25 protein-coding genes and 1 pseudogene are annotated in these 26,801 nt (G+C 68.7%); 7 read left to right on the top strand and 19 right to left on the bottom strand.

Annotated features, from left to right (window positions below):
• Positions 1 to 96: 96 nt before the first annotated feature.
• Positions 97 to 591, bottom strand: a complete 495-nt coding sequence (locus BMZ25_RS16630; RefSeq protein ID WP_092695669.1) for a nucleoside deaminase — start codon at positions 589 to 591, stop codon at positions 97 to 99.
• A gap of 138 nt (positions 592 to 729) precedes the next feature.
• Here BMZ25_RS16630 and BMZ25_RS16635 point away from each other — a divergent pair, with 138 nt between their 5' ends.
• The 4 genes from BMZ25_RS16635 to BMZ25_RS16650 all read left to right on the top strand — a co-directional run bounded on the left by BMZ25_RS16635 (position 730) and on the right by BMZ25_RS16650 (position 4,006).
• Complete coding sequence (locus tag BMZ25_RS16635) at positions 730 to 1,368, top strand: flavin reductase family protein (RefSeq protein WP_235859909.1); 639 nt, start codon at positions 730 to 732, stop codon at positions 1,366 to 1,368.
• Positions 1,369 to 1,437: 69 nt separating this feature from the next.
• Positions 1,438 to 2,145: an ABC transporter permease gene (locus BMZ25_RS16640; RefSeq protein WP_092695671.1), complete on the top strand. Its 708-nt coding sequence runs from the start codon at positions 1,438 to 1,440 to the stop codon at positions 2,143 to 2,145.
• Positions 2,138 to 3,025: a helix-turn-helix transcriptional regulator gene (locus BMZ25_RS16645; RefSeq protein WP_235859910.1), complete on the top strand. Its 888-nt coding sequence runs from the start codon at positions 2,138 to 2,140 to the stop codon at positions 3,023 to 3,025. The genes BMZ25_RS16640 and BMZ25_RS16645 overlap by 8 nt, the downstream gene beginning before the upstream one ends.
• 72 nt (positions 3,026 to 3,097) lie before the next feature.
• Positions 3,098 to 4,006: a cytochrome c oxidase assembly protein gene (locus tag BMZ25_RS16650; RefSeq protein ID WP_092695674.1), complete on the top strand. Its 909-nt coding sequence runs from the start codon at positions 3,098 to 3,100 to the stop codon at positions 4,004 to 4,006.
• Between the two features lie 10 nt (positions 4,007 to 4,016).
• Here BMZ25_RS16650 and BMZ25_RS16655 read toward each other — a convergent pair whose 3' ends face one another.
• The 5 genes from BMZ25_RS16655 to BMZ25_RS16670 form a co-directional block, all read right to left on the bottom strand.
• A complete protein-coding gene (locus BMZ25_RS16655; RefSeq protein ID WP_177190498.1) occupies positions 4,017 to 4,619 on the bottom strand; it encodes an SCO family protein in 603 nt (200 codons plus the stop codon).
• 4 nt (positions 4,620 to 4,623) lie between these two features.
• Positions 4,624 to 4,782, bottom strand: a complete 159-nt coding sequence (locus BMZ25_RS20945) for a hypothetical protein (RefSeq protein ID WP_177190499.1) — start codon at positions 4,780 to 4,782, stop codon at positions 4,624 to 4,626.
• 63 nt (positions 4,783 to 4,845) lie between these two features.
• On the bottom strand, positions 4,846 to 5,631 hold the full coding sequence (locus BMZ25_RS16660; protein WP_092695678.1) for a ZIP family metal transporter: 786 nt from the start codon (positions 5,629 to 5,631) through the stop codon (positions 4,846 to 4,848).
• 49 nt (positions 5,632 to 5,680) lie between these two features.
• On the bottom strand, positions 5,681 to 7,039 hold the full coding sequence (locus BMZ25_RS21190; RefSeq protein WP_092695680.1) for a M23 family metallopeptidase: 1,359 nt from the start codon (positions 7,037 to 7,039) through the stop codon (positions 5,681 to 5,683).
• 83 nt (positions 7,040 to 7,122) lie between these two features.
• Entirely contained in the window at positions 7,123 to 7,581 is a 459-nt protein-coding gene (locus tag BMZ25_RS16670; RefSeq protein WP_235859911.1) for a copper chaperone PCu(A)C, read from the bottom strand.
• Between the two features lie 266 nt (positions 7,582 to 7,847).
• Here BMZ25_RS16670 and BMZ25_RS16675 point away from each other — a divergent pair, with 266 nt between their 5' ends.
• Positions 7,848 to 8,276: a MerR family transcriptional regulator gene (locus BMZ25_RS16675; RefSeq protein ID WP_092695683.1), complete on the top strand. Its 429-nt coding sequence runs from the start codon at positions 7,848 to 7,850 to the stop codon at positions 8,274 to 8,276.
• Positions 8,277 to 8,364: 88 nt separating this feature from the next.
• Positions 8,365 to 9,309, top strand: coding sequence for a cation diffusion facilitator family transporter (locus BMZ25_RS16680; RefSeq protein ID WP_092695685.1), 945 nt, complete (start codon positions 8,365 to 8,367; stop codon positions 9,307 to 9,309).
• A 24-nt stretch (positions 9,310 to 9,333) separates the two neighbouring features.
• Here the strand turns inward: BMZ25_RS16680 and BMZ25_RS16685 are convergent, their stop codons facing one another.
• The 4 genes and pseudogenes from BMZ25_RS16685 to osmF all read right to left on the bottom strand — a co-directional run bounded on the left by BMZ25_RS16685 (position 9,334) and on the right by osmF (position 13,134).
• On the bottom strand, positions 9,334 to 10,083 hold the full coding sequence (locus BMZ25_RS16685) for an ABC transporter permease (RefSeq protein WP_092695687.1): 750 nt from the start codon (positions 10,081 to 10,083) through the stop codon (positions 9,334 to 9,336).
• A pseudogene (locus BMZ25_RS16690) lies at positions 10,080 to 10,934 on the bottom strand (ABC transporter ATP-binding protein); the annotation flags it as partial. The pseudogene BMZ25_RS16690 and the gene BMZ25_RS16685, both read right to left, overlap by 4 nt.
• Before the next feature lie 77 nt (positions 10,935 to 11,011).
• Positions 11,012 to 12,112, bottom strand: a complete 1,101-nt coding sequence (locus BMZ25_RS16695; RefSeq protein WP_235859912.1) for an ABC transporter permease — start codon at positions 12,110 to 12,112, stop codon at positions 11,012 to 11,014.
• A gap of 110 nt (positions 12,113 to 12,222) precedes the next feature.
• Complete coding sequence (gene osmF / locus BMZ25_RS16700) at positions 12,223 to 13,134, bottom strand: glycine betaine ABC transporter substrate-binding protein OsmF (RefSeq protein WP_092695693.1); 912 nt, start codon at positions 13,132 to 13,134, stop codon at positions 12,223 to 12,225.
• A gap of 809 nt (positions 13,135 to 13,943) precedes the next feature.
• On the opposite strand from osmF, the gene BMZ25_RS21195 reads away from it, so the two are divergent.
• Complete coding sequence (locus BMZ25_RS21195) at positions 13,944 to 14,657, top strand: helix-turn-helix transcriptional regulator (RefSeq protein ID WP_235859913.1); 714 nt, start codon at positions 13,944 to 13,946, stop codon at positions 14,655 to 14,657.
• Between the two features lie 64 nt (positions 14,658 to 14,721).
• Here BMZ25_RS21195 and BMZ25_RS16710 read toward each other — a convergent pair whose 3' ends face one another.
• The 9 genes from BMZ25_RS16710 to BMZ25_RS16745 form a co-directional block, all read right to left on the bottom strand.
• Positions 14,722 to 15,597, bottom strand: coding sequence for a GGDEF domain-containing protein (locus tag BMZ25_RS16710; RefSeq protein ID WP_177190500.1), 876 nt, complete (start codon positions 15,595 to 15,597; stop codon positions 14,722 to 14,724).
• A 4-nt stretch (positions 15,598 to 15,601) separates the two neighbouring features.
• Complete coding sequence (locus tag BMZ25_RS20950; RefSeq protein WP_177190501.1) at positions 15,602 to 17,089, bottom strand: hypothetical protein; 1,488 nt, start codon at positions 17,087 to 17,089, stop codon at positions 15,602 to 15,604.
• Entirely contained in the window at positions 17,074 to 18,147 is a 1,074-nt protein-coding gene (locus BMZ25_RS16715) for a family 8 glycosyl hydrolase (RefSeq protein WP_092695697.1), read from the bottom strand. The genes BMZ25_RS20950 and BMZ25_RS16715 overlap by 16 nt, the downstream gene beginning before the upstream one ends.
• Complete coding sequence (locus BMZ25_RS16720) at positions 18,144 to 20,381, bottom strand: cellulose biosynthesis cyclic di-GMP-binding regulatory protein BcsB (RefSeq protein ID WP_177190502.1); 2,238 nt, start codon at positions 20,379 to 20,381, stop codon at positions 18,144 to 18,146. The genes BMZ25_RS16715 and BMZ25_RS16720 overlap by 4 nt, the downstream gene beginning before the upstream one ends.
• Before the next feature lies 1 nt (position 20,382).
• The gene (gene bcsA, locus BMZ25_RS16725) at positions 20,383 to 22,734 is read right to left on the bottom strand and encodes a UDP-forming cellulose synthase catalytic subunit (protein WP_092695701.1); all 2,352 of its coding nucleotides are present in this window, start codon (positions 22,732 to 22,734) and stop codon (positions 20,383 to 20,385) included.
• A 33-nt stretch (positions 22,735 to 22,767) separates the two neighbouring features.
• Positions 22,768 to 23,355 carry a hypothetical protein gene (locus BMZ25_RS16730; protein WP_092695703.1) on the bottom strand — a complete coding sequence of 196 codons (588 nt, stop codon included), beginning with the start codon at positions 23,353 to 23,355 and terminating at the stop codon, positions 22,768 to 22,770.
• 542 nt (positions 23,356 to 23,897) lie between these two features.
• Entirely contained in the window at positions 23,898 to 24,896 is a 999-nt protein-coding gene (locus tag BMZ25_RS16735; RefSeq protein ID WP_092695705.1) for an ABC transporter ATP-binding protein, read from the bottom strand.
• Complete coding sequence (locus BMZ25_RS16740; protein WP_092695707.1) at positions 24,893 to 25,882, bottom strand: ABC transporter ATP-binding protein; 990 nt, start codon at positions 25,880 to 25,882, stop codon at positions 24,893 to 24,895. The genes BMZ25_RS16735 and BMZ25_RS16740 overlap by 4 nt, the downstream gene beginning before the upstream one ends.
• Positions 25,883 to 25,885: 3 nt before the next feature.
• Positions 25,886 to 26,797 carry an ABC transporter permease subunit gene (locus BMZ25_RS16745; protein ID WP_092695709.1) on the bottom strand — a complete coding sequence of 304 codons (912 nt, stop codon included), beginning with the start codon at positions 26,795 to 26,797 and terminating at the stop codon, positions 25,886 to 25,888.
• Positions 26,798 to 26,801 lie beyond the last annotated feature (4 nt).

Here is a 26,801-nt window from a genome sequence, read left to right on the forward strand (position 1 = left end):
TGTCCTTTCGACGGTCGGGCTACTCATTTCGATGAAAGAACAGGCAGATGCGCCAATGTAGCGGGCCGACGGCGCGATGGTGACAGGGGCCGCCGCTCAGGCCGGTCGCCGGGTTTCCGCCCAGCGGTGCAGGATCGCGGCAGCCTCGTCGGCGTGGGATTGTTCCGCCGGCATGTCGCGGGTTTCGACCGGACGGCCACATTCGTGGCGGAGATACAGCGCGTCGATCGGGAAGCGCGCGCTTTCGGGGAGGCCGCCCAGCGCGTCGGCTGCGTGGCCCATGTCGGCGGCATAGTAGAGGTTCGCGATCCCGGCGATGTTCATCGTGGCCACGCACATCGCGCAAGGCTCGCAGCTGGTATAGAGGTCGCAGCCCCGCAGATCGACCGTGCCGAGGGCGCGGCAGGCGTTTCGGATCGCCTCGGTCTCGCCGTGGGAGGTGGGGTCGAGATCGGCGAGAGAGCGGTTCAGCCCCTCTCCGACGATGCGGCCGTCGCGGACGACGACGGCGCCGAACGGCTCGGTCCCGGGTTCGGTGAGGGCGCGTTCGGAGATCTCGATCGCGCGGCGCATGAAGCTGTCATCGTACATTGCCTGTCCTCTCGATGTCGCGTGGTGCAAGCCCTAGCGCCCGGCGGCCGTCCGTGCCAGCCCGCGCGGCGAGCGGTTTGCGCTTGGTCCGCGGTTGCGCCTAGGGTTCGCCGACCCCCCACGGTAAGGAGACCGCCCTTGTCCCATCACGCCCTGCGCTTCGACGAGATGACCCCGCGGGACCGCTACAAGGTGCTGATCGGCACCGTCGTCCCGCGTCCGATCGCCTGGGTCACGACCGTCTCGCCCGAGGGGCGGGTGAACGCGGCGCCGTATTCGTTCTTCAACGTGCTGTCGCACGATCCGGCGATCCTGGCGCTTGGTGTCGAGAACAAGCCCGACATGGTCTACAAGGACACCGCCGAGAACATCCGGCGCACCGACGTGTTCACCGTCAACATCGTGGACCGGGCGAACCTGGAGGCGATGGCGGTGACGGCGGCGAGCTTTCCGCCCGAGGTGGACGAGCTGTCGGTGGCCGGCCTGACCGCCGTGCCGGGTGACCGGGTGGCCAGCCCGCGCATCGCGGAATCGCCCGCCGCCTTCGAGTGCCGCCGCTATGTCGGCATCGAGATCGGCCTGTCGCGCGAGATCATCCTCGGCGAGGTGCTGATGGCCCATGTGCGCGAGGACGTGATCGACACCGACACCTATTACAGCGACGCCACCCGGCTGGACGCGATCGGGCGGATGGGCGGCAACGGCTATGCCGGGACGCAGGACTGTTTCGACCATGTGACGCCCAAGGCCGAGGACCTGGACTGGCCGGGCAAGTAGCGCGCGACGGGTTTGCCGGGGCAGCGTTTGCCCTTACCCTGTGGGCGCGGTCGCGAGGAGGACGATGAGGTGCAGGATTTCGGGGAAGCGATCTCGCTGGCACTTGGGCTGGTGCTGTCGGGCGACGCGGACCTTCTGGAGATCGTCGCGCTGTCGCTGCGGGTCAGCCTGACGGCGACGGTGGTGTCCTGCGCGATGGGGCTGCCGCTGGGGGCTTTGCTCGCCACCGCCCGGTTCCCGGGGCGCGGCGCGGTCATCGTGTTGACGAACGCGCTGATGGGGCTGCCGCCGGTGGTGGTGGGGCTGGTCGTCTACCTGCACCTTTCGCGGGCGGGGCCGCTGGGCTTCCTCGGCCTGCTCTATACCCCGGCGGCGATGATCGTGGCGCAGACGATCCTGATCACGCCGATCGTCACCGCCCTGTCGCGGCAGGTGCTCGAGGACCTTCATTCCGAATACGCCGAGCAGTTCCGCTCGCTCTGCCTGACGCGGCTGCAGACGGTGCAGGCGCTGTTGTGGGACGCGCGGTATTCGCTGCTGACGGTGGGGCTGGCCGGGTTCGGCCGGGCGGTGGCCGAGGTGGGCGCGGTGATCGTCGTGGGCGGCAACATCGACCACCTGACGCGGGTGATGACCACCGCCATCGCGCTGGAGACGTCGAAGGGCGACCTGCCGCTTGCGCTGGCGCTCGGGCTGATCCTGATGACGATCGCCCTGGGCGTGAACGCTGTGGTGCAGGGGCTGCGGATGACCGCGGTGCGGCAGGCCCATGCCTGAGGGACGCGGAGAGATGGCGGCGCCGGAATACCTGACGGTCAAGGAGCTGGCCGATCTGCTGCGCGTGAAGGAGCGCAAGGTCTATGACCTGGCCGCCTCGGGCGAGGTGCCGTGTTCGCGGGCGACCGGCAAGCTGCTGTTCCCCGCGGGCGAGATCCGGGCGTGGATCTCGGGCGCGAGCTCGGGCGGGACGGGCGCGGCGCGGCCGCCGATCTTCCTTGGCAGTCACGACCCGCTGCTGGAATGGGCGCTGCGGCAGTCGCAATGCGGGCTGGCGACGTTCCTGGACGGCAGCCTCGACGGCCTGCGCCGGTTCGTGGCGGGCGAGGGGGTGGCCGCCGGGTTGCACCTGCGCGACGGCGCGGCGGGTGGCTGGAACATCCCCGGCGTCGCCGCCGCGTGCGAGGGGCAGGCGGCGGTCCTGGTCTCGTGGGCGGTGCGGCGCCGGGGGCTGGTCGTCCGTCCCGAGGAGAGCGGCATCGACGGGCTGCCGGCGCTGGCGGGACGCCGCTTCGTGCCGCGTCAGCCCGAGTCGGGCAGCCAGACGCTGTTCGATGCGCTCTGGGCCGAGGCGGGGCAGACGCCCGACGCGATCGACCGCGCGCCGGTCGCGCGGAGCGAGGATGACGCCGTGCGCACCGTCGCCGAGGGCGAGGCCGACGCGGCCTTCGGGCTCGAGGCACTGGCGGCGCCCTATGGGCTGTCCTTCGTGCCGGTTGTGGACGAGCGGTTCGACCTGCTCGTCGACCGCAGGGCATGGTTCGAGCCGCCGATGCAGGCGCTGCTGGGGTTCCTTGCGACCGACACGTTCCGACGCCGGGCCGCGGCGATGCCGGGCTACGACGTGACCGAGCTGGGCGTGGTGCGCTGGAACGGCTGAGGGGCGGGACCGTTTGTCGCCGCCGCGCGGCGCGGCTTTGACCCGGCCCCGCGCTTGGGGCAAGAGGCGGCTATGACCACGATCACCGCCCGCCGCCTGCCCGAACCGGGCACCCTGATGCCCTATGCCGCCATCCTGCTGGCCGGGGCGGTGATGTGGACGGTGTCGACCTATTATCCCGCGCGGATGCCGGCGGTGGGGCCCTACGAGTTCTCGTGGGGCATCTGGCTGGCGGTGACGCTGACCGCGCTGTGGTTCGCCCGCGGGCTGTCGCGGGTGGATTCCGCGCGGCGGCCGGGGCCGTGGCGGCAGGCCGCGTTCTGGGCGGGGCTGCTGCTGATCTACGGGGTGACGCAGACGGGGTTCGAGTATCTCGCCCAGCGGATGTTCTTCACCAACCGGCTGCAGCACGTCGCGATGCACCATGTGGGCCCCGTCCTGCTGGCGCTGAGCTGTGCGGGGCCGGCGATCCTGGCGGGCGGGCCGGACTGGCTGCGGCGGGCCTGCGACAGCGGACCGGCGCGGGGGGTGATGCGGGTGACCCAGCAGCCTGCGGTCGCGGTGATCCTGTTCGTCGGGCTGTTCTGGTTCTGGCTGATCCCGCCGGTGCATTTCGTGGCGATGCTGGATCCGGTGCTCTATGCCCTGATGAACTGGACGATGGTGCTGGACGGCATCCTGTTCTGGGCGCTGGTGCTGGACACCCGGCCCAGCCCGCCGGCCCGCGTTCGGTTCGGCCTGCGCGCCGCCCTCGCCGTGGGGGTGATGTTCCCGCAGATCCTGCTGGGTGCGCTCATCACCTTCTCGCAGAGCGACATCTTTCCCTATTACGCCTTCTGCGGCCGCTATTTCCCCGGCATCAGCGCGGTCACCGATCAGCAGATCGGCGGCATCGTGATCTGGATTCCGCCCGCGATGATGAGCGTCGTGGGCCTTCTGGTGGTGGTCGGCAACATGCGCCGCGCGGGCGCCGAGCCCTGAGGCCCGTCGTTCAGGCGAGGAGCCGCGTGATGTCGTCGGCCGCGGCGTCGATGTCGGCCTCGGCCGTGTCGAAGCTGGTCAACATTACCCGCGCCTCGCCGTCAGGTCCGAAGACATAGACCGACTTGCCGTGAGAGACGCCGTATTCCATCGCGCCGGGCTCGTGTTCGGCGACCTTGTAGGTCACGCGCAGGCGGCGGGTCAGCGCGGCGAGCTGGTCAGGCGTGCCGCGCAGCCCGTCGGCGCGGTCGGTGAAGTTGGCGACGTAATCGCCCATCTGGTCGAGCGTGTCGCGCGCGGGATCGACGGTGACGAACAGGATCGACAGCCCCGCCGCGTCCTCGCCCAGCCGGTCTGCAAGGGCCGAGAGGTTGGCCAGCGTCATCGGGCAGATATCGGGGCAGAAGGTGAAGCCGAAGAACATCGCCACGACCTGCCCGCGATAGGACTCTTCGGTCACGGTGGTCCCTTCGGAGGCGCGGGTCAGGGTGAAGTCGAGGTCGGGCAGGGTGCCCTCGACGTTGCGGCCGTACCAGTCCTCGTCCCGGCATCCGCCCATGGCGAGCATCGCGGCACCGGCCGCGCCGAGGCGCAGCGCCCCGCGCCGGGTCATGCGATCAGTACGGCCCATAGAGAACCAGCAGCCCGACGCCGATAGCGCCGATCAGGAACACCACGCTGACTCCGACCAGCAGCAGCGCGACGAGCTTGTTCGCCTTCTCGCGCGCGACGCGCTGTTCGTCGGCGGTGGTGGGGGTGTCGGTGTCGTCTGTCATTGGCGGGTCCGTGCCTTGGGGCGGTTCGGGGTTCTATGCGGTGCGCTGTCGCAACCGGCGGGGTCAGCCGAGCCAGACGTCGAGGAACAGCATCAGGACCAACCCGACGGACAGGCCCAGCGTCGCCTTGTTCTGGTGGCCGCTGCGGTGCGTCTCGGGGATGATCTCGTGGCTGATGACATAGAGCATGGCACCCGCGGCGAAGGCCAGCCCCCACGGCAGGAGCGGTTGCGCGATGGTGACGACCCCGGCCCCCAGGAGCCCGCCCACCGGTTCGATCAGGCCGGTCATCGTGGCGATGCCCCAGGCGCGCGCCTTGCCATAGCCCTCGCCCAGGAGCGACACGGCGACGGCCAGCCCCTCGGGCGCGTTCTGCAGGCCGATCCCCAGCGCCAGGGGCATGCCGCCCGTCAGTCCGTCCGCGCCGAAGCCCACGCCGACGGCGAGGCCCTCGGGGAAGTTGTGGATCGTGATGGCGATGATGAAGAGCCAGACCCGGCGCAGCGCGGCGGCCTCGGGGCCTTCGCGGCCGGTGCGGAAATGCTCGTGCGGCAGCGCCTCGTTCATCATCGCGACCGCGCCCATCCCGATCAGGATGGCGATGCAGGCGATGGCAGCCGGGATCGCGCCGTCGCCGTACTGGCCCTCGGCCGCGTCGAGGGCGGGGATGATCAGCGAGAAGAACGAGGCGGCCAGCATCACGCCTGCGGCAAAGCCCAGCGACATATCGCGGAAGGCGCGGGTGGGCTGGCGGCCGAAGAGCACCGGCAGCGCGCCCACCGACGTCATCATGCCGGCGGCGAGACTGCCGAGAAAGCCCAGCAGCAGCGGCGACGAGACGGTGTCCATCAGCACGCCGACACGGTGTCGGGGCGGGCGGCGTCGGGTGCGGGCATCGTCACTTTCCTTTCGTCGACAGCGTCAGCCGCGACATCGCGGCGACGCGCCGGTCGAGGCGGGCCGCGGTCTCGGTCCTGGCAGCGGCGAGGCGTCGGGCCGCCGCGGCGCGATCGGTTGTTTCAGTCATTTCGGCCACGCGCTCGTCCGACAGCGGGTCGACGGGCCGGCCTGCGATGCGCACTTCGTAGTGCAGGTTGGGGCCGGTCGCCAGACCGGTCGCCCCCACGGCGCCGATCACGTCGCCCGCCCCAACCCTGCCGCCGTCGGACAGTTCCTGCGCGACCGTGCTGAGATGCGCATAGCGGCTCATCCGTCCGTCGCCGTGGTCGATCTCGACCACGCGGCCATAGCCGCCGCGCCGCCCGACGAAGGACACCCGCCCCGGCGCGGTGGCGTGGACGGGCGTGCCGCGCGCGGCGGCGTAATCGACGCCGGTGTGCATGATGACCCGGTTGCGGATCGGGTGGTCGCGCGGCCCGAAGGGTGAGCTGAGGCGCGCGTCCTCGACCGGCATGGCTGCCGTCTGCACCAGATTGCCGTTGCGGAACACCGTCACGCCGCCCGCGCCGTCGAGCAGCTCGATCACCGCGCCGTCGAGTGCTAGCGCGGCATAGCGCAAGCCGGGCTGTCCGATGCGCGTGCCGTCCGCGCTCACATCCTCGTGCCAGAGAACGTCCAGCGTCTCGCCGCCCTGCATGTCGCGGCGGAAATCGACGATGCCGCCCAGCGTGTCGGTGAAGTCGGCGGCGAAGCGGGTGGGGATGTCGGCGCCCTCGAGCGCGGCGAAGATCGTGCCGTCGACCGCCACCGTTCCCGCATGGGCGCGCGTCGTCGTCTCGGGGTCGATCAGGCGGGAGGCGGGGCTGTCGCCCAGCATCGTAACCACGCGGCGGCCATCGTCGATCGTCAGCGATACCGCCGCGGGAGTGCCGTCGCTCAGCGACTGCACGCTGACGCGGTGACCGGGGCGCAGGCCGCCTGCATCGGTCTTGTCCGCGATGGCGGCGACAACGGCGCGGCGGTCCTCGGGGGCGAGCCCGCTCTCGGCCAAGAGCGCGTCGAGCGTGTCGCCGCTGGCCACGACGCGGCTCCAGGCGGGGCCGGGTGCGGGCTGGGGCGGGGCGACGCGCCCGCTGGCCTGCGGCGTGGCGGGGCCGGCCGGCGCGGGGATGCGCGGCGCGGTGTGGACCCGGGCGGGGCGGGCGCCGGCGGTGGCGGCGATCCGGTGGCTTCCGGGTTCGGCCACCGCTTGCGACAGGTCGGGACCGGCGGGGCGCAGCAGGTCGGCGCCGCCGAGTGCCGCGACGAGGGCTCCGGCGCATCCGAGCGTTCCCGCGGCGATCCAGGTGACTTTCATGTCTCCTCCGGCTGCGTGATCGGGTCGGGGCCGCGGCGGCGGGCGCCGCGGCCGATGTCCTGTGAAGGGGCCGGCCGGGCGGATTACTCGGCGGGGCCGCGGGCCGTCGGGGCGAGGATCGGCACCTCGACCTCGATTTCGGCGCCGTCCTCGAACACCAGGGTCAGCGGGAAGGTCTGGCCTTCCTCCAGCGGCGCGGTCAGGCGCATCAGCATGGCGTGCAGGCCGCCGGGTTCGAGGCTCACGGTTTCTCCCGGCGGGATGGTGATGTCGCCCGCCGGCTCCATCGTGCTGACGCCATCGGCGTTGGTGCCGCTGCGGTGAAGCTCGGGCATGCCCGAGATCTTGGCCTTGAGCCCGGTGAGCGTGGCCGCGCTGTCGCCGGTATTGGTCAGCGCCATGTAGGCGACGCCCGGCCGGCTGGTGCCGATCGAGGCCCGCGACCACGGCGCGTCGACGACGATGCCGTCGGACCCGGCCCCGGCAGCCATCGGAAATGCCAGGAGGCCGGCGAGGACGGTGAAGCGGAACGATCTGATCATGTGGGTCATCCGTGTTGGGGTGCCGTCACCTGCCGGCTTGCGCCATTTGCCAGCCGTATCGCCATGTTGCGCAGCGATCCTGATGTCGCGCGAGGGGGTGTCGCAGGGTCCGGTCGTCATGGCGCCATGGCTACACGCCATCGCCGGTGGGGGTGCAAGCCCCGATTTCGTCGCGGCGGCGGCGTCACGCCGATGTGAGGCCCCGGACCGCGGGTTGCGGGACGTCGGTCGGATACCTACAATCGCTGTAGCTTCAAGGAGGACACATGCTGAGCATCGGCACGCTGGCCCGCGAGACCGGGACCAAGGTTCAGACCATCCGCTATTACGAACAGATCGGCCTGATGCCCGAGCCGGATCGCAGCGAGGGCGGGCAGCGCCGCTATGGCCGGGACGAGCTGGACAGGCTGGCCTTCATCCGTCACGCGCGGCAGCTGGGGTTCCACCTGGATGCGATCCGCGAGCTTCTGAACCTTGCCGATCATCCCGACCAGTCCTGCGCGGCGGCGGATTCCATCGCGCAACGCCAGCTGCGGCAGGTCGAGCAGCGGATCGCGCGGCTCGAAGCGCTGCGGACCGAGCTCAAGCGCATGGTGCACGATTGCGAGGGCGGCACGCTGGCGGATTGCCGGGTGATCGAGGTTCTGCGCGACCACTCGGAATGTCTGACGGACCACACGCATATCGGCGCCTGAGGCGGAAAATGCGGCGCGGCCCTTGAAGCTCTAGTCGCTGTAGGCCCTAGCTCTGTCGGGACCCGTTCCAGAGCAGGAGACCGGCCCCATGCCGCACGACCACGGACACGCCCATATCGACCCGGCCTCCGGCGACCGCCGGGTGTCGGTTGCGATCTGGGCAAACCTCGCGCTGACCGTCGCGCAGATCGCCGGCGGCATCGTGTCGGGCAGCCTCGCGCTGATCGCCGACGCGCTGCACAATTTCTCGGACATGGCGTCGCTGCTGATCGCCTTTGCCGCGCGCAAGATCGCCCGGCGCCCGGCGGATGCGCGGATGACCTACGGCTACGGCCGGATCGAGATCGTCGCCGCGCTGATCAACTACACGACCCTGGTGCTGATCGGCCTCTACCTGATCTACGAGGGCGGGATGCGGCTGATCGATCCGCCCGAGGTGGGCGGCTGGACGGTGATCGTCCTGGGGGCCGTGGCGCTGTTCGTCGATGGGCTGACGGCGGCGCTGACGTGGTCGATGCAGAAGGGCAGCGTGAACATCCGGGCGCTGTTCCTGCACAATCTCAGCGATGCGCTGGCCTCGATCGCGGTGGTCGGCGGCGGCACGCTGATCCTGCTATATGACTGGCGGCTGGTGGATCCGCTGGTGACGCTGCTGATCGCCGGCTACATCCTGTATCTCGCCCTGAGCGAGATCGGAACGCCGATCCGCACGCTGATGCTGGGCAGCCCGCCCGACATCGACAACGACGCCGTGATCGACGCGGTGAGCCGCGTGTCGGGCGTGCGCGAGCTGCACCACGTCCATTTCTGGCAGATGCAGGAGCATGCCGCCGCGCTCGACACCCATGTCGTGCTGGAACCCGAGGCGTGGCAGCGGCAGGAAGAGATCAAGCACGACATCAAGCACGTGCTCGAGACCGCCTTCGGCATCACCCATTCGACGCTGGAATTCGAATCCGCCGCGAACGCCCATACCGACGTGGGTCTCTATGGCGCGTGCACCGCGATGCCCCGTCATCACGCGCACGACTGAGGGGCGCCGGGTGGGGCGGTGGCTTCAGGCCGCCTGCTGCACCCGGCCCATGCGGCGGGCGAGCGCGCGCTCGACAAGGACCAGCGCGTCGTAGAGCAGCACCGCGAAGATGCCGACGATCAGCCCGCCCTGCAGCACGTAGGCCGTGTTGTCGGTCAAGAGGCCCGCGATGATGACTTCGCCCAGCGTCGCCGCCGCCACGGTCGAGCCGATCGTCGCGGTTCCGAGAGAGATCACCACCGACAGGCGGATGCCGGTCAGGATCACCGGCGCGGCGAGCGGCAGCTCGACCTGCCACAGCTGCTGCCAGCGGGTCAGGCCCATGCCGCGCGCGGCCTCCATCGTGCGGGGCGGCAGCGTGCCGAACCCGGTCATGGCGTTCTCGAACACCGGCAGGAGGCCGTACAGGAACAGCGCCACCAGCGTCGGCCCCGAGCCGAACCCGAAGACCGGCACGGTCAGCGCCAGCACAGCGACCGGCGGGAAGGTCTGGCCGATATTGGTGATCGTGCGCGACAATGGCCGGAACGCGGCACCCGCGGGCCGGGTGACGAGGATCGCGAGCGACACGGCCACCACGGTGGCCAGCCCGGAGGCCACGGCGACCAGCCCCAGGTGGCTGAGCGACAGCGACAGGAGCGATGTGCGCTGGTAGATCACAGGGCCGCCGTTCGGCGCGAAGGGGGCGAAGAGCGGCGTGAACAGCTCGGGCCGCAGGACGAGCGCCACCAGCAGGGCCACCAGCAGGCCGCGCAGGATCAGTCCCTTTCTCATGAGGCGCGCGCCGCCCGTGCGCGGATCGCCTCGAGCGTGACGCGGCCCACGACCGTGCCGTCGCGGGTGACCGGCAGCGCCTCGCGGTCGGTCCAGAGGCTGGCCGAGAGCGCGTCGCGCAGGCTGGCGCCCGAGTCGATGGCGGTGCCGTCTGCCGGGCCGTCCTCGACGATCTCCGAGACGGGGACGAGCGAGAGGAAGCGCATCGGCCGCTCGGTATCGCCGATCAGGTCGGCGACGAAGTCGGTTGCGGGGTCGGCCACGATCTCGGCCGGGGGGGCATATTGCAGAAGCCGGCCGTCATCCATCACCGCGACCTTGTCGCCGAGCCGGATCGCCTCTTCCATGTCGTGCGTCACCAGCATGATGGTCGAGCCGAGCTTGCGCTGGATCTGGCGCAGGTCGTCCTGGGCGCGGGCCCGGATGATCGGGTCGAGCGCGCCGAAGGGTTCGTCCATCAGCATCAGGTCGGGGCGCGAGGCCAGCGCGCGGGCGACGCCGACGCGCTGCTGCTGTCCGCCCGACAACTCGTGCGGGAAGCGGTCGCGGAACGACGCGGGCTCCATGTCGAACAGCGTCAGCAGCTCGTCCACGCGCGCCCGGATGTCGGACCGGGACCAGCCCAGCAATCTGGGCACCGCACCGATATTGCGCGCGACCGAGTGGTGCGGGAAAAGGCCGTGGCCCTGGATGGCATAGCCGATCCGGCGCCGCAGCAGGTGGGGCGCCATCTCGCCCGCCGGCTCGCCGTTGATACGTACGCTGCCCGAAGTCGGCTCGACGAGCCGGTTGATCATCCGCAGGAGCGTGGTCTTGCCCGACCCGGAGGTGCCCACGACCGCCGTGATCGTGGCGGTGTCGACCGTCAGCGACACGGCGTCCACCGCGGTGGTGTCGCCGTAGACCTTGGTGAGGGCGTCGATTTCGATCATGGGGCGGCTCCCTTCGGCGCGCGGCGGGTCAGGTCGACGCAGATGTCCATCAGCACGCCCGCGACGATCGCCATCAGGACGGTCGGCAGCGCGCCGAGCAGGATCAGGTCGGTCGCCGTCTGGTTCAGGCCCTGGAACACGAAGGTTCCGAACCCGCCGCCGCCGATCAGCCCGGCGATGACGGCAAGGCCAATGTTCTGCACCAGCACGATGCGGATCGCGGCGAGGATCACGGGCAGTGCGAGCGGCAGCTCGACCCGCATCAGTCGCTGACGCGTGGTCATGCCCATGCCCGTCGCCGCCTCGAGCGTCGCGGGCGGCAGGGTGCCGAGCCCGGCAACGGTGTTCGAGACCACGGGCAGCAGTGAATAGAGGAAAAGGGCGAGAAAGGCCGGCGCGAAACCGATCCCGGCGATGCCGATGGCGCGCGCGCCGGGGACCGAGGCGCCGACCCATGACAGGATCGGGATCATCAGGCCGAACATCGCGAGCGAGGGGATCGTCTGCAGCAGGCTCAGCACCGGCAGGACGGCGCCCCGCGCCTTTGCGCGCCGGTGGCACAGGATACCCAGCGGAAAGCCGACAAGCGCGGCCGCGGCGAGCGAGCCGATGGCCAGCGCCACGTGACGCTGCGCGGCCGTCCAGAAGCTCGCCGCGCGGCCGGCATATTCCTGCATCACCGACAGGTCCATCAGCGCGCCGGAGCCCAGCAGCGCGCCGAACGCCCCGAGCAGTCCGACGAGGATGGCGAAGCGCGCCCCCGGACCGGGGCGCATCGCCGACAGCGCGTCGGCCATGAGCAACAGAAGCGCCAGCAGCAGAAGCCAGAACCCGATCGCCGGCGAGACGCGGGCGAGCTCGCCGGCGTCGGCCAAAAGGGCGCGGGCTCCGATCGTCAGCGTCAGGACGATTCCGCCGACACCGACCAGGCTGCCGGCGAAGCGGAGCCACTGGCGGCTCCGGACCAGCCCCATCGCCAGCCCCGCCACCACGGCCGCCAGGGTGACCGAGACCGCCCATGGGGGCGCCATCGCCCACAGGGCCACGTCCTCGCCCAGGACGATGCGGTTCTCGCGGATGACGCCGAACGGCAGCACAACGGCAACGAGCCCGATGACGGCAAAAAGCGCACCGCTCGGGCTGAGGGAGTGCCACGCCTTGGCGGCGGCGTGCCCGGCGGTGGTCCGCCGGGCGTCGGGGGCCGCGATCAGTTCAGGACCCCGCTCTGGGTCAGGTAGTCCCGCGCGACGGCTTCGGCCGGCTCACCGCCGACCTGGATGCGGCCGTTCAGCCTTTGCAGGGTTTCCATGTCCAGCCCTTCGAAGATCGGGTTCAGAACGTCCGGGATCTCGGGATATTCGTCGAGCGTCTCGGCCCGCACGATGGGCGTCGGCTCGTAGACCGGCTGCACGCCCTGGTCGTCCGCCATCACGACGAGACCGGTCGCCCCGACACCGCCATCGGTGCCATAGACCATCGCCGCGTTGACGCCGGACGTGCCGCGCGCGGCAGCCTGGATCGTCGCGGCGGTGTCGCCGCCCGAGAGGATGACGGTCTGGTCCTCGGACAGCTCGAAGCCGTAGGTCTCCTGCATGGCCGGAAGGACGGCGGGGGAGGACACGAACTCGGTCGAGGCGGCAAGCGTCACGTCGCCGCCATTCGAGATCCAGTCGCCGAAGTCGGTCATCGTCGAGAGGTCGTTCTCTTCGGCCACATCCGAGGTCACGGCGATGGCCCAAGTGTTGTTGGCGGGCGCCGGCTGGAGCCATTGGATGTCGTTCGCCTCGGCGTCCAGTTCCTTCGCCCGCTCATAGGCGGCGTCGGGATCCTTCCAGGTGTCGCTGTCGGCCTCGTTGAAGAAGAACGCGGCATTGCCGGTGTACTCGGGGTAGATGTCGATCTGGCCGGCGAGGATCGCCTCGCGCACCACCTGGGTGCCACCAAGCTGAAGCCGCCGATTGACCGGCATCCCCGCATCCTCCAGCGCCAGCGCGATCATGTTGCCCAGAAGGCCGCCTTCGGTATCGATCTTGGACGACACGACGATGTCGGCGTTGGCCGCGTTGGCGAGGGCCGCCGCAGCCAGTCCGAACGCGGCAGCAGCAGATTTCAAAGTCATCGACGTACACTCCCTGATGTTGCGACAAGCGAAGTAGAGTGAGTTTGCCACGTGGCCAACCCTGTGTCCTGCTTCACCTTCCGCCGGCGCGATACGGGCCGGGGCAGTATGCCATCTGGAAAGGATGAAGCCGAGGACAGGGGATGGCCGCGGGTAGATGGCGGTTCATTTACTTGAGGGATGTTTCTGGCGTTTCCGAATTGAGTCATCCTATCAAAATATCGCGCAGTTTTTTTCGACGTGTCGACGTAGTTTCGAGCACGCAATTTCGGTCTTTTTTCGCTTTTCAGTTCTGTGGAGTTCTCGGGGATGCTGCGAGCTGACTTTATCATGGGGATTTCGGTCCGAAGTATCGCGGTCAAGCGATCACTGCACGGGTGCAGGGCTCCCTGTCTAAAGATTGACTACGCTTAAAGTGGTAGCCTTTTAGGCGTAGAAAGCGAGGCATTGCGGCGGGTTCCTGACTGATTACCTAGGGTAAATTGACCGTGAGTTGTAAGTTTCGGCGGCTGCGATTCGAGATGCCGCGCGTCTGAAATTTATGGGGTTATACCATGTCTTGTGTATTGCAGCGCATTGGTATCTATATGCTGAAAAATCACCCTGGAGCGTCCGGGCCGGACCTGTCCAAAAGATTACGTTTACTTTAAGTTAATCCGTCTTATTCTGATCGGACTTAGTTCGTTTTTTATACTAGCTCCGGTGTCGCCGTTTGCGATGCCATCATTTTTTGGGAGGCCGGCTCCTGCCCGCCGGAAACATTTATGGAACAAACCATCGTGGCGAGGAAGACACTAACAGAAATGGAAATGCCGGCACAGGAGGTGCCGGTCATCGCATTCGTCGGGAACTCAGTATCCTTCTCAGATGGCCTTATCCGCCTGATCGGGTCGGATTTTCCCGACTTCCAGGTGAAACGTTACGCGACCCTCATTCAGCTCGCGGACGAGGCGGAGGCGGTGCTGAACGCGACGACGACCGTCGTGCTCGAGGAAGCGTACGTCCGGCATCTCTCGGACGACCTGGAGTCGATCCAACAGTTCTTCCCGCGCGCGAACCTCGCACTGGTCTATCGTGACCAGACGGCCGTGGTCGAGCTCGTGCGCAAGCTCAGCCGGCAGTCCAGGCTGGGGCAATTGTGTCTGCTGCCGATGCGGATGCAGTACGACAACTGGCGGTCGGTGATCTGCCTGCTGATCAACGGCGAGGGCTACATCCATCGCGACGTGATCAACGCGGCGCTCAGCCCGGCGCCGGACGTGCCGGCGGCGGTTGATGCGCCGCTGACGGGCGCTGTGCGCGAGGATCCGAACAACGGCTTGACCGGGCGCGAACTCCAGGTGCTCGACCTCGTCTCGAGGGGACAGCAGAACAAGGTCGTCGCTGCGGAACTCGGCCTGTCCGAGCATACCGTGAAGCTGCACATGCACCACATCATCAACAAGCTGGGCGTGCAGAACCGGACCGAGGCGACTGTCTGGTACCTGTCTCTACGGGCCGGGGCGGGCCGCGTTTCGAGCTGAACGCAGGTCTTGTCTGGCGACCGGCCGCGGCGTCCCTCGGGCGCCGCGGTTCTCGTCTGCACGGTCACATCGCGCGGGGCACCGACCGGGAGTTCTTCATCGCCTTCTCACGGTAGAGCGCGGCATCCGCCAGGCGGAACACGTCGGCATAGGCCGGGCCCGGCGCGGCGAAGCAATGCGCCCCGATGCTGGCGGCCCCGCGGCAGCGCGGCTCCATCGCGTGGGTCGCGGTCATGAACGAGGTCTGGATGCGGCGGACGGTCCGTGCGACCCAGGCCTCGTCCTCGGGGATGTCGCAGAGCAGCACCGCGAACTCGTCCCCGCCGATGCGGCCGACCGGATCGCCTGCGCGGCAGATGCCGCGCAGCGTGCGGGCCATCAGGCGGATGTAGCGGTCGCCGAAGGCGTGGCCGAACGTGTCGTTCACCACCTTGAAGTCGTCGACGTCGATCAGCAGCAGCGCCACGTGGCGCGGCCGCTCGACCCTTTCGACGAGGCGATGTGCGGTCCTGTGAAAGCTGGTGCCGTTCAGCAGCCCGGTCATGTGGTCCAGCCGGGTCCGCCGGAGCAGGGTGGCGTTGTCGGAATGCAGCATCGACACCTGGTGCTGCAGCCGGCGGGTCTCGATCTCGGCGGAGAGGACCCGTTTGACCAGCGGCATCATCGCCTCGACCGGGACGCGACGGTCGGGTGTCAGGCGCAGGTCCGTCCGCTCGCGGAACACGATTTCAGCCGACCAGCCCGTGTGTTCGAGGGCGAGGCGCAGGCCGACGCGTCCGTCATCCTCTTCGAACCACCCTTCCGGCAAGGCGGGCGCGTCCCGCAGGACGCGCAGGGCCGCCGGAACGCCGGCGCAGCCCTCGATCGCGTCGCAGAGCTCCTTCAGGATGGGCTGGAGTGAGCTGCGGGGCCCGTCGTCCGGAGCATTGGGCGACGCCATGGGATCACCGTGCCTCGACCAGCGCCCGCTGGGAATCCGGGCCGGGCGACGAGCGGTGCACCGCCATGAACTGCTGTCGGGCCTGTGGCTTGCGCCCCGAATGCAGCAGGGCGTAGCCGCGCAGCATCGCCATGCCGCGGTCCAGCCCGCCGGTCTCGCGGCTGAGCCGGTCGACGTACGCCACGGTCTCGTTGTAGCGGCGATTGTCGAAGGATTGCAGCGCAAGCTGGCTGAGGATCGACTTGTCGGTCGTCTGTCGCTGTTGGGCGGAAAGGCTCGCGCGCCGGGACAGGTCGGCGGCCTCGCGCACCATGTCGGCCTCGAGATAGGCGAGGATCGCGCCATAGTTCGAATCCCGGGCCAACTGCGCATCGCCGGTATTGGCGGCGGCGGTCTGAAAGGCGCGGATCGCTTCGAGCGGTCGGCCCATGTTCATCGCGCACCAGCCCCGCTGGCTGAGCATCCGGGCCGACTGGTTGCCGTTGGTCAGCCTGAGACAGGTTGCCCAGTCCTCGCGGTCGGCCGCAGCGGCGGCGCTCGACAGGCTGCCGCCGCCCGCGGGCGCCTGACGGCCCGTCGAGGGCGCAGGCGCCGGGTTGACCGGCACGGGCGCATCGCGAGCGGTGCGGCTGACGCGGGCAGGGGCGACGCGGTTGCCGCGGTACTCGGGGCGGAGTGACGTCACCGGCGCGGGGCCGCCGGAGCGCGAGGCGGTGGAGGATGTCGAGGACGCCGAGTCCATTGCCGTGCCGTTCACCATGTCCTGCCGGCCGATCAGCGGCGCGAGTTCGCTTTCGAGGTCGGCGAGACGCGAGCGCATCGATGGGTTCCGCTCGCGCGCGGTTTCGAACAGCGCGGCGACCTGTGACTCGGTGCCGACCTGCGACGCCTTCTGCAGCGTGGCGATGACGTAGTCGGACGTGGTGCAGGTCGACAGGATGCCGGAATAGGTCGAGATGGCGCTGTCGACCCGTTCGTTGCGCGCCTGCAGCTCCGCAAGCTGCCATGCGTTATTCACCCGCTGGCAGGTCAGAAGATCGGGAAACTCGCCGATCGTGGCGAGCGCGGCGGTCAGGTCGTCCTCTGCGATGGCGGTGTCGAAGTTCGTCTGGCCCTGCCGTTCGTTCAGCACGTTCAGCAGTTCGTCCGGCGGCGACCACGAGGGCTGTTCCTGCCGGGTGCGCGCGATCAGTTCGCGGGCGCCTTCGTATTCGCTGCGGGCGATCAGCTCCCAGATCTGGCTGGTGTCGACCTGGTCCGAGCGTTGGGTGAGGTCCTCGAGCAGAGCGTCGATCTCGACGTCGGGGAACTCTTCCTGCAGGCGCTCCTTTTCGGCGCGGACCGCCTGCTCGTCCCCGATCGACAGGAAATAGCGCAGCGCGGCGAGGTCGGACTCGGACACGCTCTGCGCGGAAAGCGGACTCCCCGCGACGAGCGAGACGAGCGCGGCCAGGGCGATGCGGCGGGGCGAAAGGGTCAGAGGGAATAGCATGAGAACTGGGCCTCTCGTTGAGCCACCAGGGCCAGCAGGTGCAGCGTGGCCGGATAGTAGGGCTGGTTCGCGGTGAAGGCCGGCATGGCGCCGGGAGAGACGTCGCCGCGGCTGCACGCGGCCAGAACGGCGATGGCGCGGTAGCCCGTGTCGGGGCTTGTCTCCATGATCTCGCCGCTGGTCCGGTCGATGATCGTCGGGGTCTGCGGCGTCTCGGCGTTCACGAAGGGCTGCCACGCCTCGGCGGCATACAGCACTGCCGGATGGCCGGCGAGCCCGGACCAGACAAGGTAGAGCGGCAGACGCAGCGCCTCGTAGCCGAAGTCGAAGGATTTCTCGGGCGGCTCGGCAAAGCCCGAGGATGTCACCGCCACCCAGTCGGGCGGCAGCGATTCTCGCGTCAGCCGCGCCAGCATCGCGACGCTGTCGGCCGACACCGTCTCGAGCGCCGAGACACCGGTTGCGCGGGCGATCTGCGTCATCGCCCGCGGACAGGTATAGGCCGGGTTCACGATGAAGCCGTCCTCGTACTCGAAGCCCTCGACGCCCGGCAGTAGCAGCGTGCAGTCGGGATCGTCGGGGCAGGGACGGATGCACAGGCGCTCGATGTCATTGGCGATGGCTGTGGCCAGCTCGGTATAGCGCGCCTCGCCAAAGCGTTCGGCCGCCCGGACCAGCGCCCAGGCGTGAAAGATGTCACCGTCGGTCGCGTTGTTGGAATCGGTGACACGCCCGCCCTCGGCCGGCTGCCAGCGCCATGAGAGCAGCGCGTCGTCCGGGCGCACCGCGAGGTTCGACAGCGACCAGTCGAGCAGCTGTTCGAAGCCCTCGCGGTCGCCGAAGGCCTCGGCCAGCAACAGCCCGTAGCCCTGGCTCTCCGAGTGGCTGGCGTCCTCCTGGAAGGCGTCGACCACGCGGCCCTCGGCGGTCATGTGCACGTCCTTCCACGCCTGCCAGAGCGGCGTCATCGGGTCCGAGGACTGCGCCGCCAGCCGGCTGCCGGCCGCGATGAGGGGAAGCCCGGCGATGAGGCCGAGAACGCTCCGTCGTGTGGTCATTGCCGGCCTCTCGAATGGATCAGGAACGCATAGGCCGCGGCCGCCGATAGCAGCGTGGTCAGAAGCAGAACGGCCACGAAGGCCGACGGGCGCGCGGCGGCGTAGTTGCCGGCGATGGCCCGCGCGTTGGTAAAGGTCACCGTGTCCGCCAGTTCGGGGAGGCGGCTGGTGTCGGCCCAGCTTTCCCAGCGGCCGTCCCAGGTCAGAAGCGCCATGTGCCCCTGAAGCGGCACGCCCGTGGTGGCGACGCGGCCGACGGCGTCGGCGACGTCCTGGAAACGCGCCTCTTCGGTCACGGCGAGGTACAGGGTGTCTGGCGTCTCTTCGTCCAGCTGGTAGAGCAACGCCTGGCCCCGACGCTGGCCCATCCACTCGGCCAGTTCCGCCGCCGGATCGGGGAACAGGAGCGACGAGAAAAAGTCCCGGACCCGCGCGACACGCTCTCCGGCCCAGTCGACGATCCCGGACTCGAACATCTGCGCACGCTGCAACTCCACCGGCCTGCGGGCACGCGCCTGCGGCTCCGCATCCCGGTTCGAGGTCTGCACCCGGCCGAGCGTGCCGTTGACCACCTCGCGGCCGGACCAGAGCGATCCGAACGACGCCTGGTCGATCTCATTGGCGTCGGTCACGATCAGCGACACCGAGCCGCCGGCAGTCTGCGGCGTCTCGCGCCGGGGCAGGGCCGCCGCGATGTCCAGTATGTTGCCGGCGCGTTCGGCCCTCGTCGCCCGCGTCAGCGCCTCTGTCAGGCCCTCGGGGCCCAACCGGCCCAGAGCACTGGCGACACCGGGGGCATACATTTCGGGCGAGTTCGGCACCCGCAGCATCGAGCTGTCGTCGATGGAGACGCGGGTGAAGCGCACGTCCGGGCAGGGGGCGTCGGCGGGGTCGCCGGGCACGATCACCTCGAACGACAGGTCGTTCCGCCCCGCCTGCAGCAGTTCGGCCCCGAAGCGGACGGGAAGGACATCGCTGCTCTGGTGGACCTCGTCGTGTAGCGGGATCATCCGCACCGGTTCGCCGTTGACGATGACGCGCAGGCGCGACCCCTCGGGCAGGCCTGGCGCGTTGTCGAACCGCAGCGACAACTCGGCCCGTTCGTTGGTTGCGACGAGCCACGCGTCGGGCAGGGTGAATGTCACGTCGCCGGACCAGAGGTGATCCTCGACCGCGTAGGTCTCGAAGCCCAGGTCCGACAGCGCGACCTTGCGTCCGGTCTCCATCGCCGGCGGGGTCTCGGCCACGGGATGCGTGCCGAGCGTCTGTCCCATGTCCGGCAGGCCTGTGGGATCGACGCGCAGCACCATCGCGGGCGACGCGCCGGTGCCGCCGATCGTCGCCGTCGCGGTGTCGCCGCGTGTCAGGGCAAGGACTGGACGCGGCGCCTCGGGGTCGGCCGGGATGTCGAGGTCGAAGCTCAGCCCGCCGCCGGCGAGGATTCCGCCAAGGGACCGCGCGGCGGTCACCGCCTCGTCCCGCAGCGAGGGATCGTCGAACCGCATGCCGATGGGCTCACCCGCGCCGCGCGCGGCGGCCACGGCCGTCAGGAACTCGGTCGGGCCTGTCACCAGCGTCTCGGGACGATAGGGCGCCCCGCTGAGCGACAGGTCGATGTCGGTCCAGAGGTCGTAGGACGCTTGCGCCCCGCAATACAAGCGGTGGCGGTGGACGGCCTCGATCCGCACGCGGTTGGCGCCGGGTTGCAGAACGCCGCCGGGAAGCGGCAGCGCCATGCCGTCGACGCCTGAGATGTTTTCGGGCGTGACCATGCCCAACTCGTCATCACCAACAAGCACCCGCAGCCGGGAGTCGCGGGGCAGCACATACGCGCTGGACACCGTCGACAGGATCAGCCGGTCGGGCATTCCACTGGCCGGAGCGAACAGGATGAACTCGGCCGAGTCGCGTTCGCCACTGAGGCGCACGCGACCGTTCTGCGCCATGCCGATCCGCACCGGCCAGAGCGACGAGATCCGCTCGGCCTCGCCAAGGGCCGGCGCTTCGGCGGTGACGTCGTCGTCCGCGGTCTGAGAGCCGGTCACTCCGTCGGGGCCGGGGATGGCGATGCGGGCGTCGTCGTCCGACGGCGCCCCGGAGGGCAGCTGGATCGTCGCGTCGGGCTGTTCCTGCGGGTCGGACTCGGGGTTCGGCAGCGACTGCGCGCCGGCCGACGCGGCCAGCACGAGCGACGCGATGGCGGCAAGGTGGAAGGGAGGCCGTGTCCGGGTCATCTCAGGCTCCCGAGGTGGATTGCGAGCGGCGCATGTCGGTATCGCCGGAGAGGACGAAGAACGGCGTGTTGTCCGCGTCGATGAAGGCCTGCGACTCGATCGGGGCATGGCCGACCCAGCCGGCGCTTTCGGCCGCCTCGACCCGCTTGGGCCGCATCGCGCCGGGGCGCAGAACCAGCGACACGGTGCTTCCGATGCCGGCGAAGGCGAGCACGAACATCCGCAGAGCACCACGGATCAGCCCGACATGGCTGGAGCGGCTGGCCCGGATCGCGGCCCAGCGTTCGCTGTCGCCGTTCAGCATCGCGGCGATCGTCCTGAGGCCGGCGCCGGTCTGGTCCTCGGCGAACTTCATGCCGAGGACGAGGCGCCCGCCCTCGGTGCGGACATTGGCGATCTCCCCGTTGATCGGTGCGGCGGCATCGAACCCGAAGGATTTCGACGGCATGAAGCGCAGGCGCTCGCTCGGCTTGTAGCTGCGATGCGCCTTCTGGTCGGGGCGGGGCAGCAGCACCAGGCGCGCGCCGCCATACGAGATGTCGGTGATCGTGGCCGGCAGGTTCTGGCCCTCGGTCGCCGAGTCCCCGGCAATGGCCGGGATGGTGACGGCGCAGCGCGGAGAGGCGCGGCGCTGCCGGGCCTCGACCACGGCACGCAGGGCTGCGCCCGTCAGCAGCGCGTTGGCGATCACCCAGAAGCCGACGATCTGCAGGATCTCGCGGTCGCCGGGCAGGGCGTACCACCGCCAGGCCAGCACGGCGACGCCGGACAGCATCAGCGCGAACAGCAGGATCAGCGGTCGGGCCACGTCGGACAGGACGGACTCGGTGACCGTCTCGGTCTTGCTGGTGACCTTGAAGCTGGCGCTCTTCGGCCGGGCGAGGGCGCCGATGACGGCCCGCACAAGGTAGGGCGTCTGGGCGATCTCGTAGATCTCCGACAGGAACGGCCGTCGCGTGGTGCCGTAGAGCGTGTTCTGCACGACGTAGCTGATGATCAGGTAGCTCGACATGTAGGCGAGCGCCTCGGACGCCGTCGTCACGAACAGCTCGATCCCGAAGAACAGGTAGGTCAGCGGGGCCAGCAGCAGGACCAACCGGAACAGCGGAAACAGCCAGTAGGTCATCGAGTTGAAGTAGCAGAGCTGCTGGAACGGCCGCATCCCGCGCTGCGCGAAGGGAAACTTGCTGGTCAGAAGCTGCATCATCCCCGTCGCCCACCGGCCCCGCTGCTGCAGGAACGAGGCGAAGGTCTCGGGCTGGAGACCCGCCACCATCGCGTGGTTGAGATACATGCTCTCCCAGCCGCGGGAATGGATCGTCAGCGCGGTCTCGGCATCCTCGGTGATGGTGTTGCCCGAGATGCCGCCGACCTCGTCCAGCGCGGTGCGGCGCAGGACGGCCGCCGAGCCGCAGAAGAATGCGCCGCCCCAGCGGTCGAGCCCCTCGTGCAGCTGGCCGTAGAACATCTCGTTCTCGGGCGGTGTATCCTCGCCCAGATGAAGGTTCCGTGCGACCGGATCGTCGTTGAGGAAGAAGTGCGGCGTCTGGACGAGGAAGAGTTTCTCGTTTTCCGCGAAATACCCGACGGTGCGCGCCAGGAAATCGCGCGTCGGGGCATGGTCGGCGTCGAAGATCACGACCAGTTCACCGTCGAGCCGCGACAGCGCCTCGTTGAGGTTGCCGGCCTTGGCGCTGCGGTTCTCGGGCCGGGTCATGTAGATGCAGCCCAGCTCGTCGCAGAGCTCCTGCAGCTCGCGCCGGCGCTTGCGCGCCGCGGCGGCCTTGACCGGGTCGGGGTTGCCGCAGCGGGCGTCGGTGCCGCCGTCGTCGCAGAGCACCACCTTCACCAGTTCCGGCGGGTAGGCCATGTTTCGGGCGGCCGCCAGCGTCACCGCCAGCAGGTCGCGCGGCTCGTCCAGGGTGGGGATCAGAACGTCGACGCGGGGCAGGGCGCCGACGCTGACCGGCGCCGGACGCTTGTGCCGCACCGGGTCCGCCATGATGAAGTTGCCGAGAAAGAAGATGCCGATGGCGAAGGTCTCGACCATGAACAGCAGGAGCGCCGCGACGAACGAAACCGGGTCGTCGAGACCGGGCAGGGTGTGGAGCACCCGCCAGAACCAGTAGCGCAGCACCACAACCGACGCGATGCCGAGCATCGCCATCCGGGCGGCCAGATTATGGGCGTAATGTCTGAGAACGAGGACGGACACGACCGTGACGACGCCGAGCAGCGCCTGGACGGTGATTGTCGTCGGAATGCTGGCCATCACGAGAACGCAGGCCACGGAGATAAACCAAAGGGAGATCCGAAGGGTCGCTCCGGATCGAGAGACTAAAGACTTGGACATTCGTTACCCTTCATGGGTGCTGTGGTGCGTTGATCAAATGGATCGGTCGGAAATCATTGGCGCCAAAGCCTCTTCGAGAGAGCCGGTGACGCAGTTGCGAAGAACCTTGGAGGTGGTCGAAAAGCCGGACGACACTTCGAGGCCAACGAAATCGACTTCGCGCAGGGCGAAGGCGCAGGTCGTCCGCTCGTTGGGCCGCTGCACGGCATAGTAGAACCGGCCGGACGCATCCTGCCGGACCCGGAAATCCCGCTCGGTGACAAATTCGAACGGGGTGGGCAACGACTGCAGGCTCCCGAGAATGCGGGAGACCGGGGTGCCGAAGCCCCAGTTCGTGACGTTCATGTACGTCAGCGTGTTATCGCCCGGAACGATCGTGTCGTTCGGCAGAAGGCGATGGATCCGGCGCTGCCCGTCGACGATACGAACGGTCATCGGATCGCCGGCGTTCTCTTCTTCGGCTAGGGTTCGCGTCAGCCGCATCGGATCGTTCGCCGCCATCATCGCCGGCGACGCCATCTCGGACACGATCTCGGCACAGCCGGACACCATCAACGGCGCCAGGAGCGCGAGCAGCATCCGCGACGGACGCTGAAACCATGTACGAGAGCGGTGACGCATCTCACAAAATCCCTCTTCGTCTGTCGCCACCGGGGCGTCAGAGAAACAACTCTACCTGAGAGCGAGCCGGTCATGACGCCGCCGGTTCTCCGGTCTCTCGCGCCTGAACTCTTGTTACTCGCGGAACATCGCCGACCGTGCGTGGTCGGCGAGACTCGAGATTTCACGCCTGCGAAAGCATGATTGACCCAAAAGGACCACTAGATGAAACGGAAAATTAATACTTCGGGTCACATCTCATGGATTGGACCTGTGATGTGGTTCAAACGTGCAACAAATGTTTCCGCATCCGAGGCAATCCTAAGGATATAGACTGATAGGCGCTATCCCTTCGACAGCACCATTGCGGCCCAAGTTGCAACCTTTGGGTGTATGGCACGGTCAGGTTTTGCTTCCGGTAGTTTGAGTGGCTGCTGGGGTTGTGTCGGTGCGCCTTGGTGAAACCGTCAGATGTGGTTCTGCCGAATCGACGCTACGGCACCCTAGGGGGATGCCTCCCCGAGTGGCGTACGCCTCTTTTCCGGGCAGTCCTCGCGGAATGTCTAGGCCTGTGTCTCGGCGCGCGGCAGCTCGTCCTTGGCAAGCGGGTGGAAGCAGGCATAGCTGTGCCGCCCTCCGGTGTACTCCGGAAAGGACTGCCGGCACTCATCGGTGGCCTTCCAGCAGCGCGGGTTGAACGGGCAGCCCGGCGGGACGGCCATCGGCGACGGCAGTTCCCCTTCCAGCTTGATGCGGTTGCGCTTGCGCCGCGGATCCGCGACCGGCGTCGCCGAGAACAGCGCGCGGGTATAGGGATGCCGCGGGTGGGCGTAGACATCCTTGAGCGGCCCCGTCTCGACCGGGCGGCCCAGATACATCACCATCAGTTCGTCGGCGAAATGCGAGACCACCGACAGGTCGTGGCTGATGAAGAGATAGGCCAGGTCGAGACGCTCCTGCAGGTCGACCAGCAGGTTCAGGATCTGGCTCTGGATCGACAGGTCGAGCGCCGAGACCGGCTCGTCGAGCACGAGGATCTTGGGGTCGAGCATCAGGGCGCGCGCCACGGCGACGCGCTGCCGCTGGCCGCCGGAGAACATGTGCGGGTAGCGGTCGAAGTGCTCGTTCCGCAGCCCCACCATCAGCAGCATCTCTCGCGCGCGCTTCTCGCGGTCGGCCTTGCCGATCTCGGGACGGTTCAGCAGCAGCGGCTCCATCAGCGTCTGGCCGATGGTCTGCCGTGGGTTCAGTGAGCCGTAGGGGTCCTGGAACACGATCTGCACCATGGCGCGCAGGTCGCGGTCGCCCTTGGCGCCGTTTGGTCCGATCTCCTTGCCGCCGATGGTCAGGCGGCCCGAGGTGGCCGGTTCGATCATGGTGACGACACGGGCGAGGGTGGACTTGCCGCAGCCGGACTCGCCCACGACGGCCAGCGTGCTGCCGGGCCGGAGCGAGAAGCTGGCCCCGTCCAGTGCCCGGACCGTCGCGTCGGGACGCATCAGGCCGCCCTTGACCGAGTAGTGGCGCGTCAGGTTTTCGGCGGTCAGGATCGTGTCGCTCATGCCGACGCCTCCTTGCCCTGCGGCTCACCGTGAAGCAGGGGATAATGACACAGCGCATACCCAAGCTCGGCCGAGGCCTTCTGCGGTTGCACCGCGCGGCACCGCGCGTCGGCGAACTGGCAGCGCGGTGAGAACAGGCATCCCTGCGGACGGTCGAACTGTCCCGGCACGACGCCGGGGATCGTCGGCAGAAACCGGTCCTGCGACCGCTCGGGCAGGGCCGACAGCAGCGCGGCGGTATAGGGGTGGTGCGGGTCGTCGAACAGCGCTTCGACCTGCTGTTCCTCGACCTTCTGACCGGCATACTGGACGGCGACGCGTTTCACCGTTTCGGCCACGACGCCCATGTCGTGCGTGATGAGGATCAGCGCCATCCCGGTGCGATCCTGCAGATCTGTCAGCAGCTCGAGGATCTGCGCCTGGATCGTCACGTCGAGCGCGGTCGTCGGCTCGTCAGCGATCAGCAGCTTGGGCTCGCAGGCCAACGCCATCGCGATCATCGCCCGCTGGCTCATGCCGCCCGACATCTGGTGCGGAAAGGCCGAGAGGCGCTTTTCGGGGGCGGGGATGCCCACCTGCTCCATCAATTCGATCGCGCGTGTCTGGCGGGCCTTGCGGTCGAGGCTCGTGTGCAGGCGCAGGGTCTCGCGGATCTGGTAGCCGACGGTAAAGCAGGGATTCAGGCTCGACATCGGCTCCTGGAAGATCATCGAAAGGTCGCGGCCGATGATCTTGCGCCGTGCGCGGCCCGACAGGGTGCGCAGGTCGTGGCCGTTGAACTCCATCCGGTCGGCGGTGATCGTGGCGGTCCAGGGCAGAAGGCCCATCACCGCCAGCATCGACACCGACTTGCCCGAGCCGGACTCGCCCACGATGGCCATCAGGTCGCCCCGGTCGACCGAGATGTCGATGCCGTCCACCGCGCGGAACGCGCCACTGACGGTTTCGAACTCGACGCTGAGATTGCGGATTTCGAGAAGCGCCATGATTCAGCTCCTCTTCAGCTTGGGATCGAGCGCGTCGCGCAGACCGTCGCCCATCAGGTTGATCGCCAGCACGGTGACGAGGATGCAGAGGCCGGGCAGGGTGACCACCCACCAGGCACGCAGGATGAACTCGCGCGCCTCGGCCAGCATGGTACCCCATTCCGGCGTCGGCGGCTGCGCGCCCATGCCGAGAAAGCCGAGCGCGGCCGCGTCCAGCACCGCGGTCGAGAAGGACAGAGCGGCCTGCACGATGATCGGCGACAGGCAATTGGGCAGAACCGTCTTGAACATGATGCGCAGCTGGCCCGACCCGGCGACACGCGCCGCCGTGACATAGTCCTTCGCCCGCTCGGACAGCACCGCGGCGCGGGTGAGGCGGACGAAGTGGGGCTGCAGCACGACCGCGATGGCGATCATCGCGTTGATCAGCGAGGGGCCGAGGATCGCCACCAGGACCAGCGCCATCAGCAGGCTCGGGAACGACAGTACGATGTCCATCACCCGCATGATCAGCGTGTCCGCCCAGCGGGGCGCAAAGCCGGCGATCACGCCGATCACCACGCCGAAGAACGTGGCGATGGCGACGACCACGACGCCGATGAAGAACGAGAACCGCGCCCCGTAGAGCAGCCGCGAGACCATGTCGCGCCCCAGCGGATCGGTGCCCAGCGGGAACTGCCAGCTGCCGCCGTCCTGCCAGACGGGCGGTTGCAGCAGATGGTCGCGGAACTGCTGCGCGGGGCCGTAGGGCGCCAGCAGCGGCGCGATGATGGCGATCAGCAGGAATGTGGAAAAGACGACCAGCCCGATGACCGCGCCCCGGTTCTCCTTGAACGAATGCCAGAACTCACGCACCGGCCCCGGCGGCGGGGCGGGCTGCAGGCCGTGTTCCGTCTCAGCGGTATACTCTGCCATCGGA

The organism is Tranquillimonas rosea (assembly GCF_900111315.1).
In the GTDB taxonomy this organism is placed as follows: domain Bacteria; phylum Pseudomonadota; class Alphaproteobacteria; order Rhodobacterales; family Rhodobacteraceae; genus Tranquillimonas; species Tranquillimonas rosea.